Source organism: Alteribacillus sp. JSM 102045 (genome assembly GCF_041949975.1).
GTDB lineage: Bacteria > Bacillota > Bacilli > Bacillales > Marinococcaceae > Alteribacillus.
The window spans coordinates 226,768-245,825 of sequence record NZ_JBHFQG010000001.1; the positions used below are offsets into that span (position 1 = coordinate 226,768).

Sequence of the window (19,058 nt, forward strand, 5' to 3'; positions counted from 1 at the left end):
ATAAAAAATGTAAGGAGGAGAGCTTGTATGTCATTATATAAAAGAAAAAAAGGTGGAGAGCAGCCTTATTGGCCAATAGGAAAATATAAAATGCGACTGCCGTTCATTCACTACCGGCTTGAAAATCCTGAATTAATTCAAGGGGTTGTTATCTTTACGATCGGGTTAAGTATGATAGAAATTATGACTGGTGTTCTCGGGATGTCTTATGAAGCTGCTCTGACTATTACGATTTTCAGTCAGTTTTTAATGCTTATTCCGCCTATGTTTGGTGTGCCGTTTGTTACTGGTTTTATTACACCGCTTATTCCAGTTCTTGTTTTATTTTTAACTGATTTTGAACCGGGGCCGCAAGCGATACAAGCACTCATTGCCGTACAGCTGATTGTGGCAGTTATCTTTCTTATACTCGGCATATCCGGGCTTGGCAGGATATTTATTACAAAGCTTCCTACATCCTTAAAAGCAGGGATATTAATTGGTGCCGGAATAACAGCCATTATGAGCGAAATTGAAGAAGGCGGCCGGTTGGCGGAAACACCGATCACTTTAATAGCAGGCGGGTTGTTATGTTTATATATTATGTTCTCACTTTCCTTCAAAAAGCTTAACCAGAAAAATAAAATTCTTAAATTTATAGCTAGTTATGGAATTATGCCAGCTATTATTGCGGCAATGATCATCGGCTGGATCGTAAGTGAATATCCAACGCCGCAGGTTGAATGGGGAATAACAGTACCATCATTAGCTGAAATGTGGGGTACCAGTCCATTTGCTTTAGGTTTTCCCGGGTTTGACATATTTTTAGCCGCTGCTCCAACAGCAATCCTTGCTTATATTATCGCTTACGGAGATATCGTAGTTGGTCAAAAACTAATTGAACGAGCGAATGAGTCAAGAAAAGATGAAGTAATAAATTACGACTTAAACCAGGTTCATGTGCTTACTTTCGTTCGAAATTTTTTACATTCTTTGTTTTTACCTCATCCTGGGCTGGCTGGACCTATTTTTACAGCAGGGACAGCTTCTGTAGCCGAACGCTACACGTTTGGAAGACGAGCAATGGATTCCATTTTTTCCGGAACCAATTCTTTACTCATCTCCCTTGCACTAGCTATTTTTATACTTCCGCTTGTTACATTATTTCAGCCATTCCTGCCGATTGCACTTTCTATCACCCTCTTATTAACAGGTTACCTTTGTATCAATATCGGGATCCAGCAAGTGAAAACAGAAGCAGAAATTGGAGTTGCCGGTGTTATGGCAATCGTATTGGCTGTGTATGGCGCTGCTTATGCACTAGTGGCTGGACTTGTTCTTTATTTCCTCATTCAGCGTCCAAACATTTTCAAAAAAGAGGCTTCTGAAGAAGACAGCGAAGAGATAGAAAAAAACGCAGGCTAGTATTAAAAGGAGGAAAAAACCGGATGGAAAAACATTAAATTTTCAAAGTAATGGGTTTAAAAGGCTCTTCTACTACATCATTAATTTTAGGAGACGTAAAAGTCCCTGTTGAAAATGTGCTTGGTGAAATAGGAAAAGGTCACTCGATTGCGTTTAATATTTTAAATATAGGCCGTCATAAAATATCTGCCAGCTGCCTTGGCAGTGCAAAGAATGCATTGAACTTGGCTGTTGACTATGTTACGGAAAGAAAACAGTTTAATCGCCCTTTATCCCGATTTTCTTTGATCAAAGAAAAAACAGCTAATATGGCAGTGAAAATTTTTGCAGCTGAAAGCATGATATACCGGACAGCCGGAGAATTTGAAAAAGGAGCTGAGTTCAGTAAAGAAAATGAAGTAGAATTTTCGAAGCTGTTAAAAAATTATGCCGAAGAATGTTCTGTAAATAAAGTGTTCGCTTCTGAAATGCTGGATTATGTCGTCGATGAAGCTCTGCAGATGCATGGCGGTTATGGATACGTCTCACGAAGACTTAATGAAAGATGAATAAGAAAGGAGATCTTTGATGGTAGTAGTTCATTCTTTGTTGGAAAAAGCCGTGCGATTTTTTCCTGATAAAGAAGCTGTTTATGATGGCAAAAGACGATTGCTTTATAGGGAATTGGAGAGCGAGAGCAATGCTGCCGCTGCAGAATTAAAGGGCATGGGCATAAAACAAGGCGACCATATTGCAGTCAGTCTGCCTAACTGGCATGAATTCGTCGTGATATTATTTGCGATCTCTAAAATTGGCGCCGTTATCGTGCCTTTTAATACAAAATACCAGGAGTCGGAAATAGAATACATTTTAAATAATGCTAAAGTTAAAGCTGCTTTTTTCACCGGTCACGTAGATGAAAATCAACTGTGGCACCATTTTTATAATGCTTCTCAACGCAGCGATTATTTAAAACACCTTATAACTGTACGATATGAGCACGAAGAGGCTTTATCCTTTGCATCGTTATTAGAAAAAGGAAAAGAAAAGTCCGTCTCGTTTCCATACTTGGAAGCAAAAGACGTGTTTACCATTATGTACACCTCCGGAACTACTGGAAAACCTAAAGGTGCTATGCTGACTCATTATAACGTTGTAAAAACAGCAGAAATGACAGCTGATTTTATGAAATGTACTGCAGATGATGTTTTTTTAGTCCCTGTACCTGTGTTCCATATATTTGGAATGGTTCCAAGCATCATGACGGCTGCAGCAGCGAAATCAAAAATGGTTTTCATAGAAAGTTTTAAAGCAGAAAAATCTCTACAACTAATAGAACAAGAAAAAGTAACCGTACACCATGGAGTACCAACCATGTTTATTCTTGAATTAAATCATCGCGACTTGAAATTTTACGACCTGGCCTCTTTACGAACAGGAATTGCAGCCGCAGCTCCGGTACCACGTGAAATAGTCGGAAAAATAAGAAAAGAAATGCATTGTGAGATTTTAATTTCTTATGGAATGACAGAAGCCTCTCCATGTTTAACCGCTACTACGTTTGAAGACACAGATAAACGGCGTGCAGAAACAGTGGGGCGGGCTATGCCGGGAGTAGAGGTGAAAGTGGTTGACCAAAAAACGCGTCATCCTGTCCAACCGGGGGAAGTAGGAGAAATAATAGTGAGAAGTCCAGGAATCATGCTGGGGTATTTTGAGATGCCGGAAAAAACGAAAGAAGTGTTAAGCGATGATGGATGGTATGCCACAGGGGATTTAGGAACCATGGACGAAAATGGGTACCTCCGCATTGCAGGGAGAAAAAAAGATTTAATCATTCGCGGAGGCTATAATATATATCCGCGTGAAGTAGAAGAACATTTTTATCAACACGACGCTGTTTCAGAAGTGGCAATCATTGGGCTGCCGGATACGGTGCTTGGAGAAGTGACGTGTGCCTCTGTCAAATTAAAAGAAGGAGCATCGGCAACAGAAGAAGAGCTAGAGGAATTTATTCGAGAGAAAGTGGCTTATTATAAAGTGCCCGATAAAATTGTTATCGTTCCCTCCCTGCCGATGACAGCATCAGGGAAAATAAGCAGGATGGCCCTTCAACATCAAATGGATAAACAATTAGCAGCAGAGCTTAGATAGCTTTTACATGTTTGTTTAAGAGGAGTGTTTCATGCGTAAAAGTGAATTACAGGTAAGAGTCAATTTTGGTGAAACAGATGGATTTGGGATCGTTTATTATCCTAATTACTTCAGGTGGTTTGATAATGCCACTTATCACTTCTTCCGTGAAATGGATGTACCTTTACATGAATTACTGAAAAAAAGTCTATCTCTCTTCCGTTATTGGATGTGCAGTGTTCCTTTTATCATCCATTATATAGCGAGGTTATTCTTATTAAATCTGAAATAGCAGAAGTAAAAAAGAAAACATTTGAAATTCGTCACGATGTTTTCAAAGACGGTGAAATGACGGGAAGTGGGTATGAAATAAGAGGGTGGGTTAAAAAAGGGGAAGAAACCATCTCGCTAAATAATATACCTTCTTATATAGAAAACTTGCTATGTGATGAAACAAAAAAACATTTAGTATAATGATGCTTTTTAACAACAGCTGCCCCTAAACCAAAGATTGGGGCGGTTCTTTTTTTTACGGCATAGAAGTGTTGGCAGATTTATAAATCGCTTTCAAAAATATCTTTTTACCTATTGACATTTTTAACGCTATTTCCTTATCATCATAAATAAGTAATTAAGTTCTCTAATTTTGGAATACGTGTAAATATGATCTTTTTATTTATTATGAAAAAGGAGTGTTTTTCCATGGGAAAGCAGGTTTTCAGTGAAGCGGAAATCAAACAGTATTATGAAAATATGAAAAAGGATTCCATTGGGCCGTTGTGGCATGATTTAGGACATATGGTTACGAAAGAGCCTGTTCATGATGTAGAGCCGTATTTGTGGAAGTGGGAAGCAATTCGTGATTATGCTTTGAAAGCCAGTGAAATTCTCGAGCCGGGAAAAGACGCCGAACGTCGTGTGGTATATTTACAAAATCCCAGCTTGTTAAAACGAGGGCTGGTTGGATACGGCACGCATACTCTATATGCTGGCATTCAACTACTGCTGCCTGGAGAAATGGCTCCTTCTCACCACCACTCCCAAACGGCTATACGTTTTATTATCGAAGGAGACGGAGCATATACGGCAGTTAATGGAGAAAGAGCATATATGAAACGCGGAGATATGATTTTAACACCGGCTTGGACGTGGCATGAGCACAAACATGAAGGGTCAGAGCCTATGTTGTGGATGGACGGCCTCGATGTAGGGCTGGTGCGGACATTAGCGGCATCGTTTTTTGAACCATATGAAGGCGGTTTTTACCCAGAAGAGCCTCTGGAAAACTATACAACGAAGAAATTATCAGGAGGAGCTTTTGCACCATTAGGAGAAGAAGTAAAACCAGGATATCCTTCCCCGATTTTTAATTACACTTGGGAGAGAGCTCATTACGAATTAGAAAAAATCAGCCAGTCCAAAGAAAAAGAAGACCCGTTTGATGCGTATACAATTGAATACATCAATCCAACAACGGGAGGTCCGGCTGATTCAAGAATCGGTACAATGATGCAAAAGCTTCTCCCCGGCCAGCATACAAAAGCACATCGTCATGTTCACAGCGCTATTTATCACGTGCTGGAAGGAAACGGCTACACAGTAATTGACGGCCAGAAATTTGAATGGTCCAAAGGCGACTTTTTCATTCTGCCTCCTTACAACTTTCATGAACATGTGAACGAAGGCAGCGATGATGCGTTCTTGTTCTCTATTAATGATAAACCGGTGATGGAAAAACTGGAACTGGAATTTGGTGATGAATACACAGAAAACAATGGGCACCAAACGATTGAAAAAGTATTTAAACCATCCGTGGAAGTCTAAAACCATCAACCCAGGGGGAAAAATCTATGAAAATAGCTATATTTAACGACTATTTGTTAGGGATTGTAAAAGACGATAAAATTGTTGATATAACAAACAAGGTGCAATGGAATAAAGAAACCCCGTTCAATTCACTGGTTCAGCTTATGGAACAGTTCGATACCATCAAACAAGACCTGGAAACAGATGAAACAGGGAACGTTTATAATTTAGCAGATGTGGAATTGCAGGCTCCGGTGCCATCCACCAGTAAAATATGGGCAGCTCCTGTCAATTACCGTAAACACCAGGAAGAAATGAACAAACAATTTAACAATGCTCCCCGCACGATTGAAGAAATAAAGCTTTTTTTGAAAGCGCCATCTTCCCTTTCAGGTCCATCCGACCCGATTCTTCTTCCAATGGAAGGCAGAAGAACGGACCATGAAGCAGAACTAGGGTTTGTCGTTGGGAAAAAAGCGCGTAATGTTAAGGCAGAAGATGCAAAAGATTATATATTTGGCTATTTTGCTTTATTGGATATTTCTATTCGGGGCAATGAAGAGAGGACCTGGAGAAAATCATTTGATACGTTTACCCCAATAGGACCGTGGATTGTGACAGCCGATGAAATTGACGATCCTAATAACTTAGACTTGAAATTGTGGGTGAACGATGAACTGCGCCAGGACGGCAGCACAAAAAATTTAATCTATGACTGCTTTAAATGTTTCGAGGCTGCTACACAAAACATGACACTATATCCGGGCGACATTATTGCCACGGGTACTCCTGAAGGGGTAGGACCTATTAAAGAAGGAGATAACGTCCGCATCCATGTTGAGAATGTGGGAGAATTTACTGTTCCAGTGAAAGCAGGGTATGAAGCGTAGGAGGAGAACATGAAAAATATCTATGATATAAAAGTAGCATGGGGAGACACAGACGCAGCAGCGATTGTTTTTTATCCTAATTTTTACAGGTGGATGGACCAGGCCACGCATGAACTGTTTGAAGCAGCCGGCTACCCGGCTTCTAAGCTTCAAAAAGAGGAACAAGTTATACTTCCTTTGCTCGAAACGTTTTGCCAGTTTAAATCTCCGTTGGTTCATGAAGATAGAGTAAGCATTCATTCTGAAGTGACGGAAATAAATAACAAGGTGTTTAAAGTAGAGCACCAATTTAGAAAAGGAGAGCAAGTGGTTGCGGAAGGATATGAAAAAAGAGCGTGGACGTCAACTGCGGAAGGGAAACCAAAAGCAGCCCCGGTTCCCTCTTTTATAAAAAACGTTCTTTTACAATAAAGAAAATGTTGCTGGCATCAAACCATTAGGTGGAGGCGTTTGCCTCGTTGCCCTTATACTGATTTGGTTACATTGATGATAGACTGAAATGTTATCCTTTCCTAATCAGTGTAAACAAAGCTGTTCCGCTATTTTTTTCAGATGAGCTGGAACAGCTTTTCTTGTTTTTAGAGGCTCGTCCCTTTGTTTGGTTTTTTAAACTACATTTTGCCTCCAAAAGCAAGAGAGATCTCCTGACTTTTTTTCAGCAAATATTGACTTAACTCCTCTTCTGTAGACTGAGGAATAGACTTTTCAAAACCGACAACAATAACACCGCCTAAAAGCTCTTCGTTGTAATTGAAAATCGGAACAGCCGTCGATGCAACCGAAGGCGCTAGAGCTTCTTTGGCAAACGCAATTTTTTTCTGTTTAATTATTTCCAGTTCTTTGTTGAAGGATTCCTTTTGCTCCACGTTCATATCACTCTGTTCTTTTTCCTTCCAGGTATTAGCGATCGGATCGTTCATAAAGGCGGCAAACAGTTTTCCAGCTGCTGAGTTAATCGGCAGAATGGTTCCCACTTGTCCTCCGAGGTTCAGGCCTAAACTGCTGTGAATCATTTTGACAATCATCGGGCCTGTGTGCGTCCAGACTGCTAACAGGGTTGTTTCTTTCGATTTTAAATTGATCTCCTGTAGAAAAGAGCTTGCCCGGTTTACAACATCTTCTTTATTTACCGCAGCCATGCCATATTGAACCAGGGTGCTCCCAAGGGTGTACATGCCGTTATCTGGATCTCTATGCAGAATACCTAGTGATGTTAACGTATTTAAATATTTATATAAATTACTTTTCGTAATTTTAGTTTCATTATGTATATCATTGAACTTCATCGGAGTGTCTCGTTCTGCAATCAGCTCTACAATAGAAAAGCCTACTAGTAAAGACTGAACCTGTGCGTTTTTTTTCTCTGCCATGGACTAATATCATCCTTACTATAAGTTCTAGCTCCATTTTATCATATTTAAATCGTAAAGAAATTTGGAGCGTACCATATAGAAGAATAATTGCCTACATATGGTGGGGCGTCCTTATTTATAATTTAATTAGTAAACGTTTTCATTTCAAGAAGGAAAGGAAGAGGCAGTTATGGCTAATCAATCAAAAAAACGTTCCGTCATAGTAGTTGGAGCCGGTCCAGTCGGTTTGACGGCAGCATTAGCATTGAAGAAAAAGGGGATATCTTCAGTAGTACTTGAAGCTGATCCGTTTGGGCATCCGCGTCCTGGAAGCAGAGCAATTTATCTTCATAATGCATCATTGCAATTGTTAGAGAAAACATCGGAAGATCTTGGCTTTACTCTTGCTAGAAACGGTATTGTGTGGCCAGTGAAACGAACCCTTTACAAAGGAAAAGAAGTGTATAAAAGAAATTACGGGGTGACAGATACGACAGACCCTCACAAACTGCCTCCATTTACGGCGCTGCATCAAGATGAAATTGAAGGTCATATTTATGATGCGTGTGTAGAAGCAGGGGTGGAATTTGAATGGAATACGCCTGTAAAAGAGTGCCAAACACATGGAGACGGAGTCAAAATAATTACAGAAGCTGGAGAAGAATGGGAAGCTGATTATGTCATTGGAGCGGACGGCGGCCGATCTGTTGTAAGAAATACAACAGGGCTGAAATTTGAAGGACCGCGTACCGCAGATACTTTCCTCGTTGTCGATATTAAAGAAGATGAAAATAATCCAATGCCATTAGAAAGAGTCTTCCACTATCAGCATCCTGCTATGAACGGCCGCAATGTGATGCTTGTCCCCTTTAAAGGTGGATGGAGAGTAGACTTACAGTTATTAGAAGATGATGACCCAGAAGATTATAAAGACGTGGAAGGCGTGAAAAAATGGCTTCCGAATGTCATGCATTCTAAATATTCCGAACGAATTACCTGGGTGTCTTCCTATCGATTCCACCAGGTAGTGGCTGATTCTTTTACTGATGAAAACCGCAGAGTCCTATTAGCTGGGGAAGCAGCTCACCTATTTGCTCCATTTGGTGCACGCGGTCTGAATTCTGGTGTGCCTGATGCGATTATAGCAGTCAATGGAATAGAAAAAGCACTTCAAACAGAGCGCCAGGAAGACCGTCAGGAAGCGATTGAAGCAGCAGCAAAAGAGCGCAGAATAGCTGCTAAATGGAATAGAGACGGCTCTACCACGGCGCTGCATCATCTTCAAGGGAATGCCCCGGAAATGAATTTGAAACGAGAAGTAGCGGCATCACTTACTTCGATTGCTCCAAAGCTCGGACGCTGGCTCGATGAAGGCCCATATGGTCCTAAGTTTGGACCTCCTGAACTGACAACGAAATATTAAAGTCAGAAATTATTAGATAAGGAGTGAGACAGGTGGCTGTAGCCTTAGAAATTTCAGATGCAAAGCGGTACGGAGCAAACGGCGAAAACGTAGGAAGATTACTAGAACGCCTGATGAATATAGATTGGTACCAAAATGTCGGGAAAAATAACAGTTCAATTGTGGAAAAAACCGAGAAGTTTATGAATACCTTAGGGATAGAAACGTATCAGGTGGAAGTGATTAAGAAAGAAGAGGTAACCACAATGGCTCCTGTGCTTTCTTTAGAGGAAAGCCATCTATGGCAGGAACTAAAGGAAATACCGGAACAAATTAAACAAAAAATAGAAGAATCAGAAAGAAATGAAATATTAGAAGACATTGTATATAACGTTCCAGAGCTAGTGTACCACGGTGCATTTAAAGGGGCATATGATATATTTGAGAAAGAAAAAACAGTGGCCTTTTTAGTTGGGTATGCAATGTATGTTAGTGTACTGGCGTGTGCGTGGGAAATAGTGTCCGATTTGAAGGGCTGGGAAGACAATCCTTTTCTATATATCGTTGAAATACTAGAAGACGGGCATTTACCGCTTGGTCCGCAAAGTAATACTTTCTTTATTTCCTAATGAGACGTTTGCATTTTTCAAATAAGAGGGATGGAAAATGACTTTTTCTTGCAAAAAACATATCAAACGTTTTTTAGTTGAAATGGTGACACCGCATGTAATGGCTGTGAAGCCTCAGGTTAAAAGGAAATGCAGATATTGTGAGCAGAAAGCTGTCTATCAGCTAACTGAATATATTTAATTCATAACGGGGTGTCTTCAAAAGGGAGGCAGCCCCTTTTGTTTTTCGGAAACAGCCCAACCCAGCATCCTTTTCTCCACTTATTCTCCGTAATATCCTAATTCCTCTGAGATCTCACTGGCTGCATCCTTTAAGGCCTGGATGTAATAGGAGTACTTACTCTCAGTTATTCTTTTGGTTGGTCCCACTATTGCAAGCGAAGAAACAACATTAGAAGAATAATCTCGAATAGGGACTGCTATACTTACGTAATTCTTATAAAAATGCTCCTTGTTTATCGCATAACCATCTTCTTTTATTTTTTCAAGGGTTTGTTTTAAGAGCGGAGGGTCGGTAATAGTATGCTCTGTGTACTGAGGCAGTCCTTCTTCTATTATTTTCTCTATATATGATTCGTCTTGGTAAGCGAGTAAAATGAGCCCTTCACTTGTACAATGAACTGGGTTTTTTCTGCCAATGTCAGTTACCAGCATTTCCGGATTTTTTCTTTTCATCCGGTAAAAATACACCACTTTATTTTTTTCTAACAAGCAGATGTGACATGTTTCTCCTACTTCTTTCACGAGTGCTTCTACAATAGGATAAGCATCCCGGTATATTTCTTTATGCACTGAAACCACTCCGCCTAATGTTAATAACGACAATCCTAAACGATACTGCCCGGTACGCGGGTTTTGGGATAGAAAGCCTTCTTTGCTAAGTGTTGAGATCAGTCGGTGTGCCGTACTTTTAGGAAGACCGGTTTGTTTTGAAATTTCTGCAACGCCAAGGTCTTTTTTCGTATTTTTTTTAAACAGCTGAAGAATTTTCATTGCATTTTGGACAGAAGAAAGCTTGTATTTGTTGTCTGAAATTTGATTGCTCAAATGGTTCACCTCATGATCTCTGCTGGATGATAGAAGATAGCTGTCGACTTGCTTCTAAAACTTTATCTATAAAGTTTTTCTTGTTTGGTTTAATTCGCTGGACCGGTCCTGCTATATTAATAGACGCAATGACATTATTACTTGTTTTATAAATCGGCGCTCCGATAGAATATATATTTTTTCTAAATTCTTGATTGCTTGTTACAAACCCATTAGATCTAATGTTTATCAGTTTTCTTTTTAATTCTTCAGGCTCTGTTAAAGTGTATTCTGTGTACTCCTTTAATGGACGAAAGAGGCGGTCTGTAATCATTTCCTCTGGCTGGAATGCAAGAATCGCCTGGCCTGAGCTTGTGCAATGAATTGGATTTCTTTTTCCTAAGTGAGAATCAAGCTTAACAGGATGGATTCCATCTACTTTCTGGAGATAAATCACATGCTCTCCGTCTATAATTCCAATGTGGGAACTTTCCCCTGTTTCTTCTGTCAGACGCTGCAGGACAGGCTGCGATTCTTTTATTATTCTAATTTGTTCTGTAACGGTATTGGTTAGCTGCAGAACAGACAGCCCTATTGTGTATTTGTTTGTGGCTGGATTCTTTACGACAAAATCTTCTTGCGCAAGTGTCGATAGTAATCGATGGGTAGTACTCACTCCCAATCCTAATTTTTTAGAAAGCTCGCTTACCCCCATTTCCGGTTCATCTTCTGAAAAGCTTTTAAGGGCACGTAAGGCATTCTCAAGAGAGGTATGTCCCCTTATCTTTTTATGTTCTGTCATTCCACTCCCACCTCTTTGATGTTGAGACCGTTTCCAATATTATAGCTAACCTGAAAGATTCCGAGCAACCTGGAAATAGGCCAATATGATAATATTTTTTGAAAAGTTCCGTATATAAGAAAATTAAACTTTCTGCCAAAAGGATTCATTATTACACTGTATTTTAAGTGATCTTAAAAAAGTTATCATAGTTATATGAAGCGAAAGGAGAGGGGAAATGTGGCGATGGCCAACCTGTATCCGTTATATGAAACGGGGATGGAGCTTGAGACTTATCAGTTACAGAGATTAAATCAGCTGCTCTTGTTTTCTTCGCAGAACAACAAATTTTATCAGGAGAAGTTAAAAGATGTAAAACTTCCGGTACGAAGCTGCGAAGATTTGAGAGCGCTCCCATTTACAACAAAGCAGGAACTTGCCGAAGATCAACAGCAATTTCCGCCTTATGGAAGGAATCATTCATACCCTTTATCAAGTTATGTAGAATATCACCAAACGTCAGGGACGACAGGGAACCCGATAAGAGTACTCGATACGAAAGAAAGCTGGGATTGGTGGAGCAAATGCTGGCAGGAAGTGTATAAGAGTAGCGGTGTTACACCGGATGATAAAATTTTTCTGGCTTTTTCGTTTGGGCCGTTTATAGGGTTTTGGGCCGGGTATCAAGGTGGAAAAGACAGAGGGTGCGTTGTCATCCCAGGAGGAGGACAGTCTTCTAAAGAGAGACTGTTCAGCATGCAGGAAAACCAGGCTACGGTTTTACTGTGCACGCCAAGCTATGCCTTGCATCTGGCTGAAGTAGCTGCGAAAAATAATATAGATCTTGTATCTTCCTCCATTACGAAAATTATTATAGCAGGAGAGCCAGGGGGATCCATTCCTTCGGTGCGAAACTCTATTGAATCGAGCTGGGGTGCAATGGTGTATGATCATGTAGGAATGACTGAAATCGGGGCATATGGTTTTTCTTGTTCAAAACAAAAAGGTATGCACATTAATGAATCGGAGTTTATTGCAGAAGTAATAAATCCAGATACTGGCGAAGTAGTCGAAGAAGGAGAAAGAGGTGAGCTGGTGCTGACAAACCTTGGCAGATACGGCTACCCGCTCATTCGGTATCGAACAGGTGATATTGTTATTCATACAACAGAAAAATGCAGCTGCGGCAATTATTACCGTTTTCTTCCAAGAGGAATTGTAGGGAGAAAAGATGACATGGTTGTTATAAGAGGCATCAACATTTTTCCACAATCTATCGAATCTATTGTGAGAGAATTTGAAAAAGTAAATGAATTCAGGATTGTTTATTACACAGAAAATGATATGGATCAAGTAAAGGTGCAAATAGAAGGAGAATCCTCTGTGTGCAGTGATTTGAAAGCGCTTTTAAGAGAGCGCTTAGGTTTAAGAGTCGAGCTCGAACTCGTGGATGATGGAGTGCTTCCGCGTTTTGAGATGAAATCAAGAAGAGTACAGGATGAAAGAATTCGATAAAATTTTACAGAAGAGGTGATTAGGTTATGAAACTTATTAACTACCGAAAAGGAAGCCGTGTCCGTCTTGGATGCTTAGTAAATGATCAGGTTATTGATTTGAATGGAGCATATCTTTCCCTATTAAAAAATGAAAATAATGAAAGAGCGGAGCAGCTTGCGGCTGCACTGGTACCTGAAAATGCGGTAGATTTTCTTCACGGAGGCGATGAAAGTCTGAATCTTGCCCAGAAGGCAGCCGATTATATTCAAAATCAGGCATCCCAGGGAGAAAAAGAAGAATGGATATTTCCTCGCTCAGAAGTGAAAATCGAAGCACCGGTAATGAATCCAAGTAAAATTATATGCGTCGGCCACAATTACCGTGAACATATTTTAGAAATGGGAAGAGATCTTCCAACCCATCCGGTTGTATTTGCAAAATTTGCTAATGCGGTAATAGGGCCTGAAGATGAAATCCCTTATCCGCCTATTACGGAGAAGCTTGACTATGAAGCCGAGTTTGCCTTTGTTGTTGGCAAAAAAGCTAAAAATGTAAAAGAAGAAGATGCTTTAGATTATGTGGCAGGTTATACGATTGTAAATGATGTAAGCGCGAGGGATCTGCAGCAGCGAACATTACAATGGCTGCAAGGAAAATCGCTAGACGGCAGTGCTCCGATGGGGCCTTGGCTCGTTACAAAAGATGAAGTTCCTGATCCAGATAAGCTCGATATATCACTTACGGTCAACGGAGAAGAAAGACAGCACGCTAACACTAGCAGTCTTGTTTTTAACGTGAATCGATTAGTTAGTTTTCTATCAGAAATTATGACCCTTGAACCTGGCGATGTTATATGCACCGGTACTCCAGGCGGGGTAGGAGCAGCAAGAGATCCACAGGCCTTTTTGAATGATGGAGATGTGGTGCGGATTGAAGTCAGCGAAGTTGGCGTTCTCGAAAATAAAGTGAAAAAAGTTCAGGGAGGTTAAATCCTTATGAAAAACGGAGAAGCTTATGCAAAGATCGTGAAAGAAAAATTAGAGTTTTTTCCAGAACAAGCGGCGGCATTATCTGATGAGCAAGTTAGATGGAAGCCTTCTGAAGAAGAATGGTCGATAATGGAACTGCTTTGTCATGTGGAAGAATTTCCATTGTATTTTACAAAAGAACTGGAAAATGTCGTAGAAAAGAATGCTGAGACCTGGGGCCGCAACATGCAGCATGAAGGAAGACTCGCAGCTGTGGCTGCCAGTGAGAATCGTGAGGTAGAGAGCGTATTGAAAGGGATTCAAGAAACTAAAGATATTGCAGTAAAACGTCTTTCTAAAGTTAGTGAAAAGGATTTAAAAATAGAAAAACCTCATAATATTCCTAAATTCGGTGTAAAGTCGATGGAGTTTTTAGTAGAACACTTTTTAGTAGAGCACCTAGATACTCATCAGAACCAATTTCAAAGAATTGTCTCTCAATATGAAAAACAAAAGGTTTAAATGAAATAAGGAGGCATGAAAAATGGCGGAAAAAAATGTATTTATGGACAGTGATGTGGTAAATCAATTCAATGAAAAGATAGAAAAGAAAAGTTTAGGTCCGTTATGGAATGCCATCCCGGAATTAGTGTCAAAAGAACCGAAACCGCTGGCAGTACCGTACCTTTGGAAATGGGAAACAATTCGTGAATATTTAATGGAAGCAACAGAGATTTTCACCCCAGAACGAGGTGGTGAACGGCGGGCTATTTATTTACAAAACCCTGGATTAAAAGATAGAGAACCCTGGGGGTGGGGAGCTGCCACCCAAAACATTTACGCGGCGGTGCAGTTGATTCTTCCAGGAGAAGAAGCTCCATCTCATCGCCATACTCAAAGTGCGCTCCGGTTCATTATTGATGGACAAGGAGCTTATTCGGTAATTAACGGCGAGCGGATGTTTATGAATGAAGGTGATTTCGTCGTCACACCTCAGGGAATGTGGCACGGTCATGGACATGAAGGAAGCGAACCGATGTTTTGGATGGATGTACTTGATATTCCATTTATATATGCAACCGGCGGTACATTTTTTGAAGGGCATCCGGATGGCATGGAACCTGCTCAGCACCCAGATAATTTCTCTAGCAAGCAATATCAAGGCGGTCTCGTACGTCCAATAAATGACCGTCAGCCGAGAAAAGCCCCGGTAGGAGCTTATAAATGGGAGCAGACTAAGGATGCCCTTGATGGCCTGTCAGAATTTGATCCTGATGCGTTTGACGGTCATGCTGTGGAGTTTATTAATCCTTCCACAGGAAATACTGCAAATGCTAATATTGCTTCCTGGATGCAGAGACTGCCAAAAGCATACCATTCTAAAGCTCACCGTCATACCAATTCTTCTATTTACTTTGTTCATGAAGGAGAAGGCTATTCTGTCATTGATGGAGTAAAATTTGAATGGTCGAAAGGAGATTTCTTCATTGTACCGAGCTGGTGCTGGCATGAACACGTGAATACAGGAGCAGAAGAAGCTCACTTCTTCTCTGTCCATGATACACCTATTATGGAGCATTTTGGTCTGCAGCGTGAAGAAGAATATGAAGTAAATCAAGGACACCAAAAAGTAAAAAAGACGTTTCAACCTGAATAATCTAAAAGAGCCAGGCGGAGAATGAAGCTCCAGCCTGGCTCTTTTGTGCTTTAGTTATTCCGGGAGCACGAATTTATCTTCGGCTGCTTTCAGCCCAAACCAAAGAATAAACACAGCAATGCCAGATAAAACAAATAGAAAGGGCTTCCAAGTATGAAAAGTATCATATAAAAATCCCATGAAAACGGGCCCTGCTGCAGCAAGCAGGTAGCCAAATGATTGTGCCATACCGGAAAGCAAGGAAGCGTGGCGGGCATTGGCAGCTCTTAAACTCAGCAGCGTTAATGCAAGACTGATGGCCCCGCCCTGTGCTGTACCTAAAAATAAAACACTAATTGTTATAACAGCGACATTAGGGTTGAAAATCAGACCAGTAAATCCTAAAAAGTATAAGGAGCAGATAGCAATAACAATCGGTTTTTGGTTGTTTAGTTTATCTGCGATGATAGGAGCCGCAAAGCTGAAAGGAATCCCTACTAACTGCAGCAGAAACAGCATCCAGCCTGCTAGAGACAGGCTCATTCCTAATTCTACCAGGACATCTGGAATCCACGTTATTAAACTATAAAAAAGAAATGACTGCAGCCCCATGAAAAGAGTGACCTGCCAGGCGAGGGAGGACGACCAGATTGACTGCGAAAAACCGGGTTTATCTTCCTTAACCGGCTTCTTTGTTTCTTTCGTTCCTATAATTTGAGGGAGCCACACAAACAAAGCAAGTACAGTAAGAACAGCCCAAACTCCCAAGGCCTGTTCCCAGCCAAGCCCAAAGGTTTCATAGAGAGGAATACTAACACCTGAACCAATACTGGCAAAAATACCCATACAAGCTGTATATAAACTAGTCATTAGACCTACTTTTTTGGGGAAACTGAACTTAACCACTCCTGGCAGCAGCACATTGCATATCGCTATTCCTACGCCTACTAACGCAGTACCTATGAATATAGCAGTGATGACACCTGAAGAACGAATAAGAATCCCCGCTCCTAATATAAGCAGTGCACAAAAAATAGAAAGATGATTGCCAAAGCGAAGCCCGAGCTTCGGTGCAACCAGCGAAAATACAGCGAAGGACAAGAGAGGAATAGTAGTTAAAGTGCCTGCCATGCTGTTAGACATTCCAGTACTTTCTCTTATGATAGGAATAAGCGGCCCAACAGAAGTAATAGCTGGTCTTAGGTTAAAAGCCACAAAAATGATTCCTGCAATAAGGAAAAAATAAGAGTAGCGCTTATGTAGGTTTTTATAAGAAGACAATGAAGGCATAACAAACATCCTTAAAAATGATCTTCTTATAATTATATACGGACGATAGGGGTAAGGCCAAATAAGATGACTCAGCAGAAGAGAGCAGCGTTAAAAACATGAAATGATATTGTAATATTCTTGCGAAAAATGTTCGCTATTACGCATTGCTGTGATATAATATACCCAACCTCTCTTAAGGCTGGGTATACAAATAAATGAAAAAAGAATTAATTCAAAACGTTTTTTAAAGTTAGCGGTTCATATTTTGACAGATTTCTTCATAAGCTTCAACAACTTTTTGCAGCGCATTCTTTTTTGCACAGGTGTTTAAATCCTGCAGGTTCCAGATTGTTTGGGATAAAGATAAAAAGCTTGTGTGCGGATTAGGAGACGACATCAATAACTCTACATATGGCTTGTCAGCGTTCAACAACAATTCCTCCTTGTATGTTCGTACCAAAATAAGAATGATTTGGAAAAACATCCATTTTAAATACATATTAACATGTAATATAATTGTAATAAATGCGAGGGAAGTCATGAATTGTCATGAATATAAAACACAGATGACGGCTCTTTTTATTTATATAGGGTTCCCCTGTTGGTAGAAACCCCTGCTCTTTGAATCATTCTTGATAGGGTAGTAGTAGGTAAAGGGGTTTTCCGTATGATTGGTGAACGGATTGTCCGCTATCGAATGGAAAAAGACATAACAGTGATAGAATTAGCGAAAAAAGCAGGCGTTTCGGTTAGTTATTTAAATAAAGTAGAACAAAATAATTGGACCTGCCCTTCTGTCCAAAATCTCGAAAAAATAGCTTATGCTCTTCATATTTCTGTGCATCAGCTGTTAGGGGAGAAAACAGCCGGCGAGGAAGCAGCAGACCTTGATGAACAATGGCGTGAAGTAGTCATGGAAGCAAAGGAGTCCGGTGTGTCCAAAGATCGTTTTAAAGCTTTTATTAAAGAAAAAAAGAAAGAAAAAATAAGGCTGTTAAACAAAGAAAGAAATGATAAAAACCTTCTTTTTCCTGGCAAAAATGCTGGAAAAGAGGGTTTTTGTTTAAACTGTTATTAGTGAGTGTTTAAGCAAGAGTCAGCATTTAACGTACAGGATATACTTGATACCGCTGTTGCCTCAAAGGACGAGGCGTTTTAAGGTGTTTTTCATGCTCGGCGGTAAGCCGGGTTTTTTTATTGTTTAGGAAATTATGTTTTTACAAATTGTGGATAACTACCTCCATATTGTTTGATCCGCGTCTAGCTTCAGCGCCCAGCCTCTCGGGGTTAAATAACCTCCAGTCATGAAAGCAAAGAGCGCCTTTCATGACTGGAGAACATTTACCTGTCGAGGCTGATCAGGGCGCTTGCGCTTTCGTTCATGTGTTTACTTACTGTTTTCCAAACGGTGCAAGTAAGTGGAATAAACGAGATAAAGCGAATTTATAGCGCTTTGCAGGCTCAGTTCTTCAACGAGGGGGGATTTGTACGTTTTGAGCTTTTGGCTGCTAACTTGAATAATATCTGTTGCACGTTGGGCTAAAAATGAATGAGGATCACTGGTTACTGCAATGATCGGCGTTCTTTGTCTAGTGAGAACCTTCGTTAGCCGGGTAATAAAGCGAGTATTTCCTGAAAAAGAAATAATAAAAGCTAGATCTTCAGACTGGGATTCAGCTTCAGATAATTGGTTTTCATGATTGCTATAGGAAAGAGCATGTTTTCCTAGACGTAAGAATTTAAATTGAGCATTACGCGCAATAACATGAGAAAAAGTTACCCCGAAGAAAGAAATTTTCTTAGACCTATGAATTTTAGCAGCAATGGAAAACAAGCTTTTTGAATCTAATAATTTCAAAGTTTCATTTAACGAAACTTGAGCGTGTTCGAAGTAATTAGCAATTTCGTTATGATTCACGTTTTTTTCTATCTCTTGATAATCTACTTCCGAAGAATTAAATTCATTAAACGTTCGTGCATATTCTTTCAATTCTTTGAATGAAACATTGTCAAACTTTCTGCAAAATCTTGTAACAGTAGCGGGAGAAGTGTGGCACGCATGTGCAAGCTCATGTATAGACATGTCAGGTATTTGGTGCACGTTTTTTAGAATGTATTCGGCGATTACAATATCAGTGCTTGCTTGATCAATGGATGATTCAATAAAATTTAATAGTTTTGCAACAAAATTATACATATAACGCCTCCTCTACATTCCTTACTCTCTAGTATAACCACTAAAAAAATTTCAGAAAATGAAATTTTTCTTAGAATGGAACGATC

General features: G+C 40.1%; 20 protein-coding genes. 14 read left to right on the forward strand and 6 right to left on the reverse strand.

The window, feature by feature from the left end; genetic code table 11:
* Positions 1-27 precede the first annotated feature (27 nt).
* From ACE1TI_RS01075 to ACE1TI_RS01105, 7 genes are all read left to right on the forward strand, one after another.
* Positions 28-1,404: a xanthine/uracil/vitamin C permease gene (locus ACE1TI_RS01075; RefSeq protein ID WP_375005714.1), complete on the forward strand. Its 1,377-nt coding sequence runs from the start codon at positions 28-30 to the stop codon at positions 1,402-1,404.
* Positions 1,405-1,454: 50 nt separating this feature from the next.
* Positions 1,455-1,952: an acyl-CoA dehydrogenase family protein gene (locus tag ACE1TI_RS01080; RefSeq protein WP_375005715.1), complete on the forward strand. Its 498-nt coding sequence runs from the start codon at positions 1,455-1,457 to the stop codon at positions 1,950-1,952.
* A gap of 19 nt (positions 1,953-1,971) precedes the next feature.
* A complete protein-coding gene (locus ACE1TI_RS01085; protein WP_375005716.1) occupies positions 1,972-3,537 on the forward strand; it encodes a class I adenylate-forming enzyme family protein in 1,566 nt (521 codons plus the stop codon).
* A gap of 31 nt (positions 3,538-3,568) precedes the next feature.
* A complete protein-coding gene (locus tag ACE1TI_RS01090; RefSeq protein WP_375005717.1) occupies positions 3,569-3,808 on the forward strand; it encodes an acyl-CoA thioesterase in 240 nt (79 codons plus the stop codon).
* A gap of 410 nt (positions 3,809-4,218) precedes the next feature.
* Positions 4,219-5,340: a cupin domain-containing protein gene (locus tag ACE1TI_RS01095; RefSeq protein ID WP_375005718.1), complete on the forward strand. Its 1,122-nt coding sequence runs from the start codon at positions 4,219-4,221 to the stop codon at positions 5,338-5,340.
* A 26-nt stretch (positions 5,341-5,366) separates the two neighbouring features.
* Complete coding sequence (locus tag ACE1TI_RS01100; protein WP_375005719.1) at positions 5,367-6,212, forward strand: fumarylacetoacetate hydrolase family protein; 846 nt, start codon at positions 5,367-5,369, stop codon at positions 6,210-6,212.
* A gap of 9 nt (positions 6,213-6,221) precedes the next feature.
* The gene (locus ACE1TI_RS01105) at positions 6,222-6,623 is read left to right on the forward strand and encodes an acyl-CoA thioesterase (protein ID WP_375005720.1); all 402 of its coding nucleotides are present in this window, start codon (positions 6,222-6,224) and stop codon (positions 6,621-6,623) included.
* Positions 6,624-6,823: 200 nt separating this feature from the next.
* Here the strand turns inward: ACE1TI_RS01105 and ACE1TI_RS01110 are convergent, their stop codons facing one another.
* Complete coding sequence (locus tag ACE1TI_RS01110) at positions 6,824-7,582, reverse strand: IclR family transcriptional regulator (RefSeq protein ID WP_375005721.1); 759 nt, start codon at positions 7,580-7,582, stop codon at positions 6,824-6,826.
* A 172-nt stretch (positions 7,583-7,754) separates the two neighbouring features.
* Here ACE1TI_RS01110 and ACE1TI_RS01115 point away from each other — a divergent pair, with 172 nt between their 5' ends.
* Together ACE1TI_RS01115 and ACE1TI_RS01120 are read left to right on the forward strand one after the other, a co-directional pair.
* On the forward strand, positions 7,755-8,987 hold the full coding sequence (locus tag ACE1TI_RS01115) for an FAD-dependent monooxygenase (RefSeq protein ID WP_375005722.1): 1,233 nt from the start codon (positions 7,755-7,757) through the stop codon (positions 8,985-8,987).
* Between the two features lie 32 nt (positions 8,988-9,019).
* Positions 9,020-9,595 (forward strand): hypothetical protein, encoded by a 576-nt coding sequence (locus ACE1TI_RS01120; protein WP_375005723.1) that lies wholly within the window; start codon positions 9,020-9,022, stop codon positions 9,593-9,595.
* A 261-nt stretch (positions 9,596-9,856) separates the two neighbouring features.
* Here the strand turns inward: ACE1TI_RS01120 and ACE1TI_RS01125 are convergent, their stop codons facing one another.
* Complete coding sequence (locus ACE1TI_RS01125; RefSeq protein WP_375005724.1) at positions 9,857-10,642, reverse strand: IclR family transcriptional regulator; 786 nt, start codon at positions 10,640-10,642, stop codon at positions 9,857-9,859.
* Between the two features lie 10 nt (positions 10,643-10,652).
* Complete coding sequence (locus tag ACE1TI_RS01130) at positions 10,653-11,423, reverse strand: IclR family transcriptional regulator (RefSeq protein ID WP_375005725.1); 771 nt, start codon at positions 11,421-11,423, stop codon at positions 10,653-10,655.
* Positions 11,424-11,648: 225 nt separating this feature from the next.
* Between ACE1TI_RS01130 and ACE1TI_RS01135 the strand changes: the two genes are divergently transcribed.
* From ACE1TI_RS01135 to ACE1TI_RS01150, 4 genes are read left to right on the forward strand one after another with little or no spacing between them, the layout of a single operon-like run.
* The gene (locus tag ACE1TI_RS01135) at positions 11,649-12,917 is read left to right on the forward strand and encodes a phenylacetate--CoA ligase family protein (protein WP_375005803.1); all 1,269 of its coding nucleotides are present in this window, start codon (positions 11,649-11,651) and stop codon (positions 12,915-12,917) included.
* A 26-nt stretch (positions 12,918-12,943) separates the two neighbouring features.
* On the forward strand, positions 12,944-13,888 hold the full coding sequence (locus ACE1TI_RS01140) for a fumarylacetoacetate hydrolase family protein (protein ID WP_375005726.1): 945 nt from the start codon (positions 12,944-12,946) through the stop codon (positions 13,886-13,888).
* A 6-nt stretch (positions 13,889-13,894) separates the two neighbouring features.
* Positions 13,895-14,389, forward strand: a complete 495-nt coding sequence (locus ACE1TI_RS01145; RefSeq protein WP_375005727.1) for a DinB family protein — start codon at positions 13,895-13,897, stop codon at positions 14,387-14,389.
* A gap of 22 nt (positions 14,390-14,411) precedes the next feature.
* Positions 14,412-15,524, forward strand: coding sequence for a cupin domain-containing protein (locus ACE1TI_RS01150; protein WP_375005728.1), 1,113 nt, complete (start codon positions 14,412-14,414; stop codon positions 15,522-15,524).
* 54 nt (positions 15,525-15,578) lie between these two features.
* Here ACE1TI_RS01150 and ACE1TI_RS01155 read toward each other — a convergent pair whose 3' ends face one another.
* Positions 15,579-16,793, reverse strand: coding sequence for a CynX/NimT family MFS transporter (locus ACE1TI_RS01155; RefSeq protein WP_375005729.1), 1,215 nt, complete (start codon positions 16,791-16,793; stop codon positions 15,579-15,581).
* 232 nt (positions 16,794-17,025) lie between these two features.
* Positions 17,026-17,205, reverse strand: a complete 180-nt coding sequence (locus ACE1TI_RS01160) for a hypothetical protein (protein WP_375005730.1) — start codon at positions 17,203-17,205, stop codon at positions 17,026-17,028.
* Between the two features lie 237 nt (positions 17,206-17,442).
* On the opposite strand from ACE1TI_RS01160, the gene ACE1TI_RS01165 reads away from it, so the two are divergent.
* On the forward strand, positions 17,443-17,853 hold the full coding sequence (locus tag ACE1TI_RS01165; protein ID WP_375005731.1) for a helix-turn-helix domain-containing protein: 411 nt from the start codon (positions 17,443-17,445) through the stop codon (positions 17,851-17,853).
* Between the two features lie 309 nt (positions 17,854-18,162).
* Here ACE1TI_RS01165 and ACE1TI_RS01170 read toward each other — a convergent pair whose 3' ends face one another.
* A complete protein-coding gene (locus tag ACE1TI_RS01170) occupies positions 18,163-18,972 on the reverse strand; it encodes a MurR/RpiR family transcriptional regulator (protein WP_375005732.1) in 810 nt (269 codons plus the stop codon).
* Positions 18,973-19,058: the final 86 nt, after the last annotated feature.

Bases quoted from the DNA above. Each gene is read 5' to 3' on its own strand.
- ACE1TI_RS01110 (WP_375005721.1), bottom strand. From the start codon at position 7,582: ATGGCAGAGAAAAAAAACGCACAGGTTCAGTCTTTACTAGTAGGCTTT.
- ACE1TI_RS01095 (WP_375005718.1), top strand. From the start codon at position 4,219: ATGGGAAAGCAGGTTTTCAGTGAAGCGGAAATCAAACAGTATTATGAA.
- ACE1TI_RS01105 (WP_375005720.1), top strand. From the start codon at position 6,222: ATGAAAAATATCTATGATATAAAAGTAGCATGGGGAGACACAGACGCA.
- ACE1TI_RS01165 (WP_375005731.1), top strand. From the start codon at position 17,443: ATGATTGGTGAACGGATTGTCCGCTATCGAATGGAAAAAGACATAACA.
- ACE1TI_RS01140 (WP_375005726.1), top strand. From the start codon at position 12,944: ATGAAACTTATTAACTACCGAAAAGGAAGCCGTGTCCGTCTTGGATGC.
- ACE1TI_RS01090 (WP_375005717.1), top strand. From the start codon at position 3,569: ATGCGTAAAAGTGAATTACAGGTAAGAGTCAATTTTGGTGAAACAGAT.
- ACE1TI_RS01080 (WP_375005715.1), top strand. From the start codon at position 1,455: ATGGGTTTAAAAGGCTCTTCTACTACATCATTAATTTTAGGAGACGTA.
- ACE1TI_RS01085 (WP_375005716.1), top strand. From the start codon at position 1,972: ATGGTAGTAGTTCATTCTTTGTTGGAAAAAGCCGTGCGATTTTTTCCT.
- ACE1TI_RS01170 (WP_375005732.1), bottom strand. From the start codon at position 18,972: ATGTATAATTTTGTTGCAAAACTATTAAATTTTATTGAATCATCCATT.
- ACE1TI_RS01135 (WP_375005803.1), top strand. From the start codon at position 11,649: ATGGCCAACCTGTATCCGTTATATGAAACGGGGATGGAGCTTGAGACT.
- ACE1TI_RS01130 (WP_375005725.1), bottom strand. From the start codon at position 11,423: ATGACAGAACATAAAAAGATAAGGGGACATACCTCTCTTGAGAATGCC.
- ACE1TI_RS01150 (WP_375005728.1), top strand. From the start codon at position 14,412: ATGGCGGAAAAAAATGTATTTATGGACAGTGATGTGGTAAATCAATTC.
- ACE1TI_RS01155 (WP_375005729.1), bottom strand. From the start codon at position 16,793: ATGCCTTCATTGTCTTCTTATAAAAACCTACATAAGCGCTACTCTTAT.
- ACE1TI_RS01100 (WP_375005719.1), top strand. From the start codon at position 5,367: ATGAAAATAGCTATATTTAACGACTATTTGTTAGGGATTGTAAAAGAC.
- ACE1TI_RS01115 (WP_375005722.1), top strand. From the start codon at position 7,755: ATGGCTAATCAATCAAAAAAACGTTCCGTCATAGTAGTTGGAGCCGGT.
- ACE1TI_RS01145 (WP_375005727.1), top strand. From the start codon at position 13,895: ATGAAAAACGGAGAAGCTTATGCAAAGATCGTGAAAGAAAAATTAGAG.
- ACE1TI_RS01075 (WP_375005714.1), top strand. From the start codon at position 28: ATGTCATTATATAAAAGAAAAAAAGGTGGAGAGCAGCCTTATTGGCCA.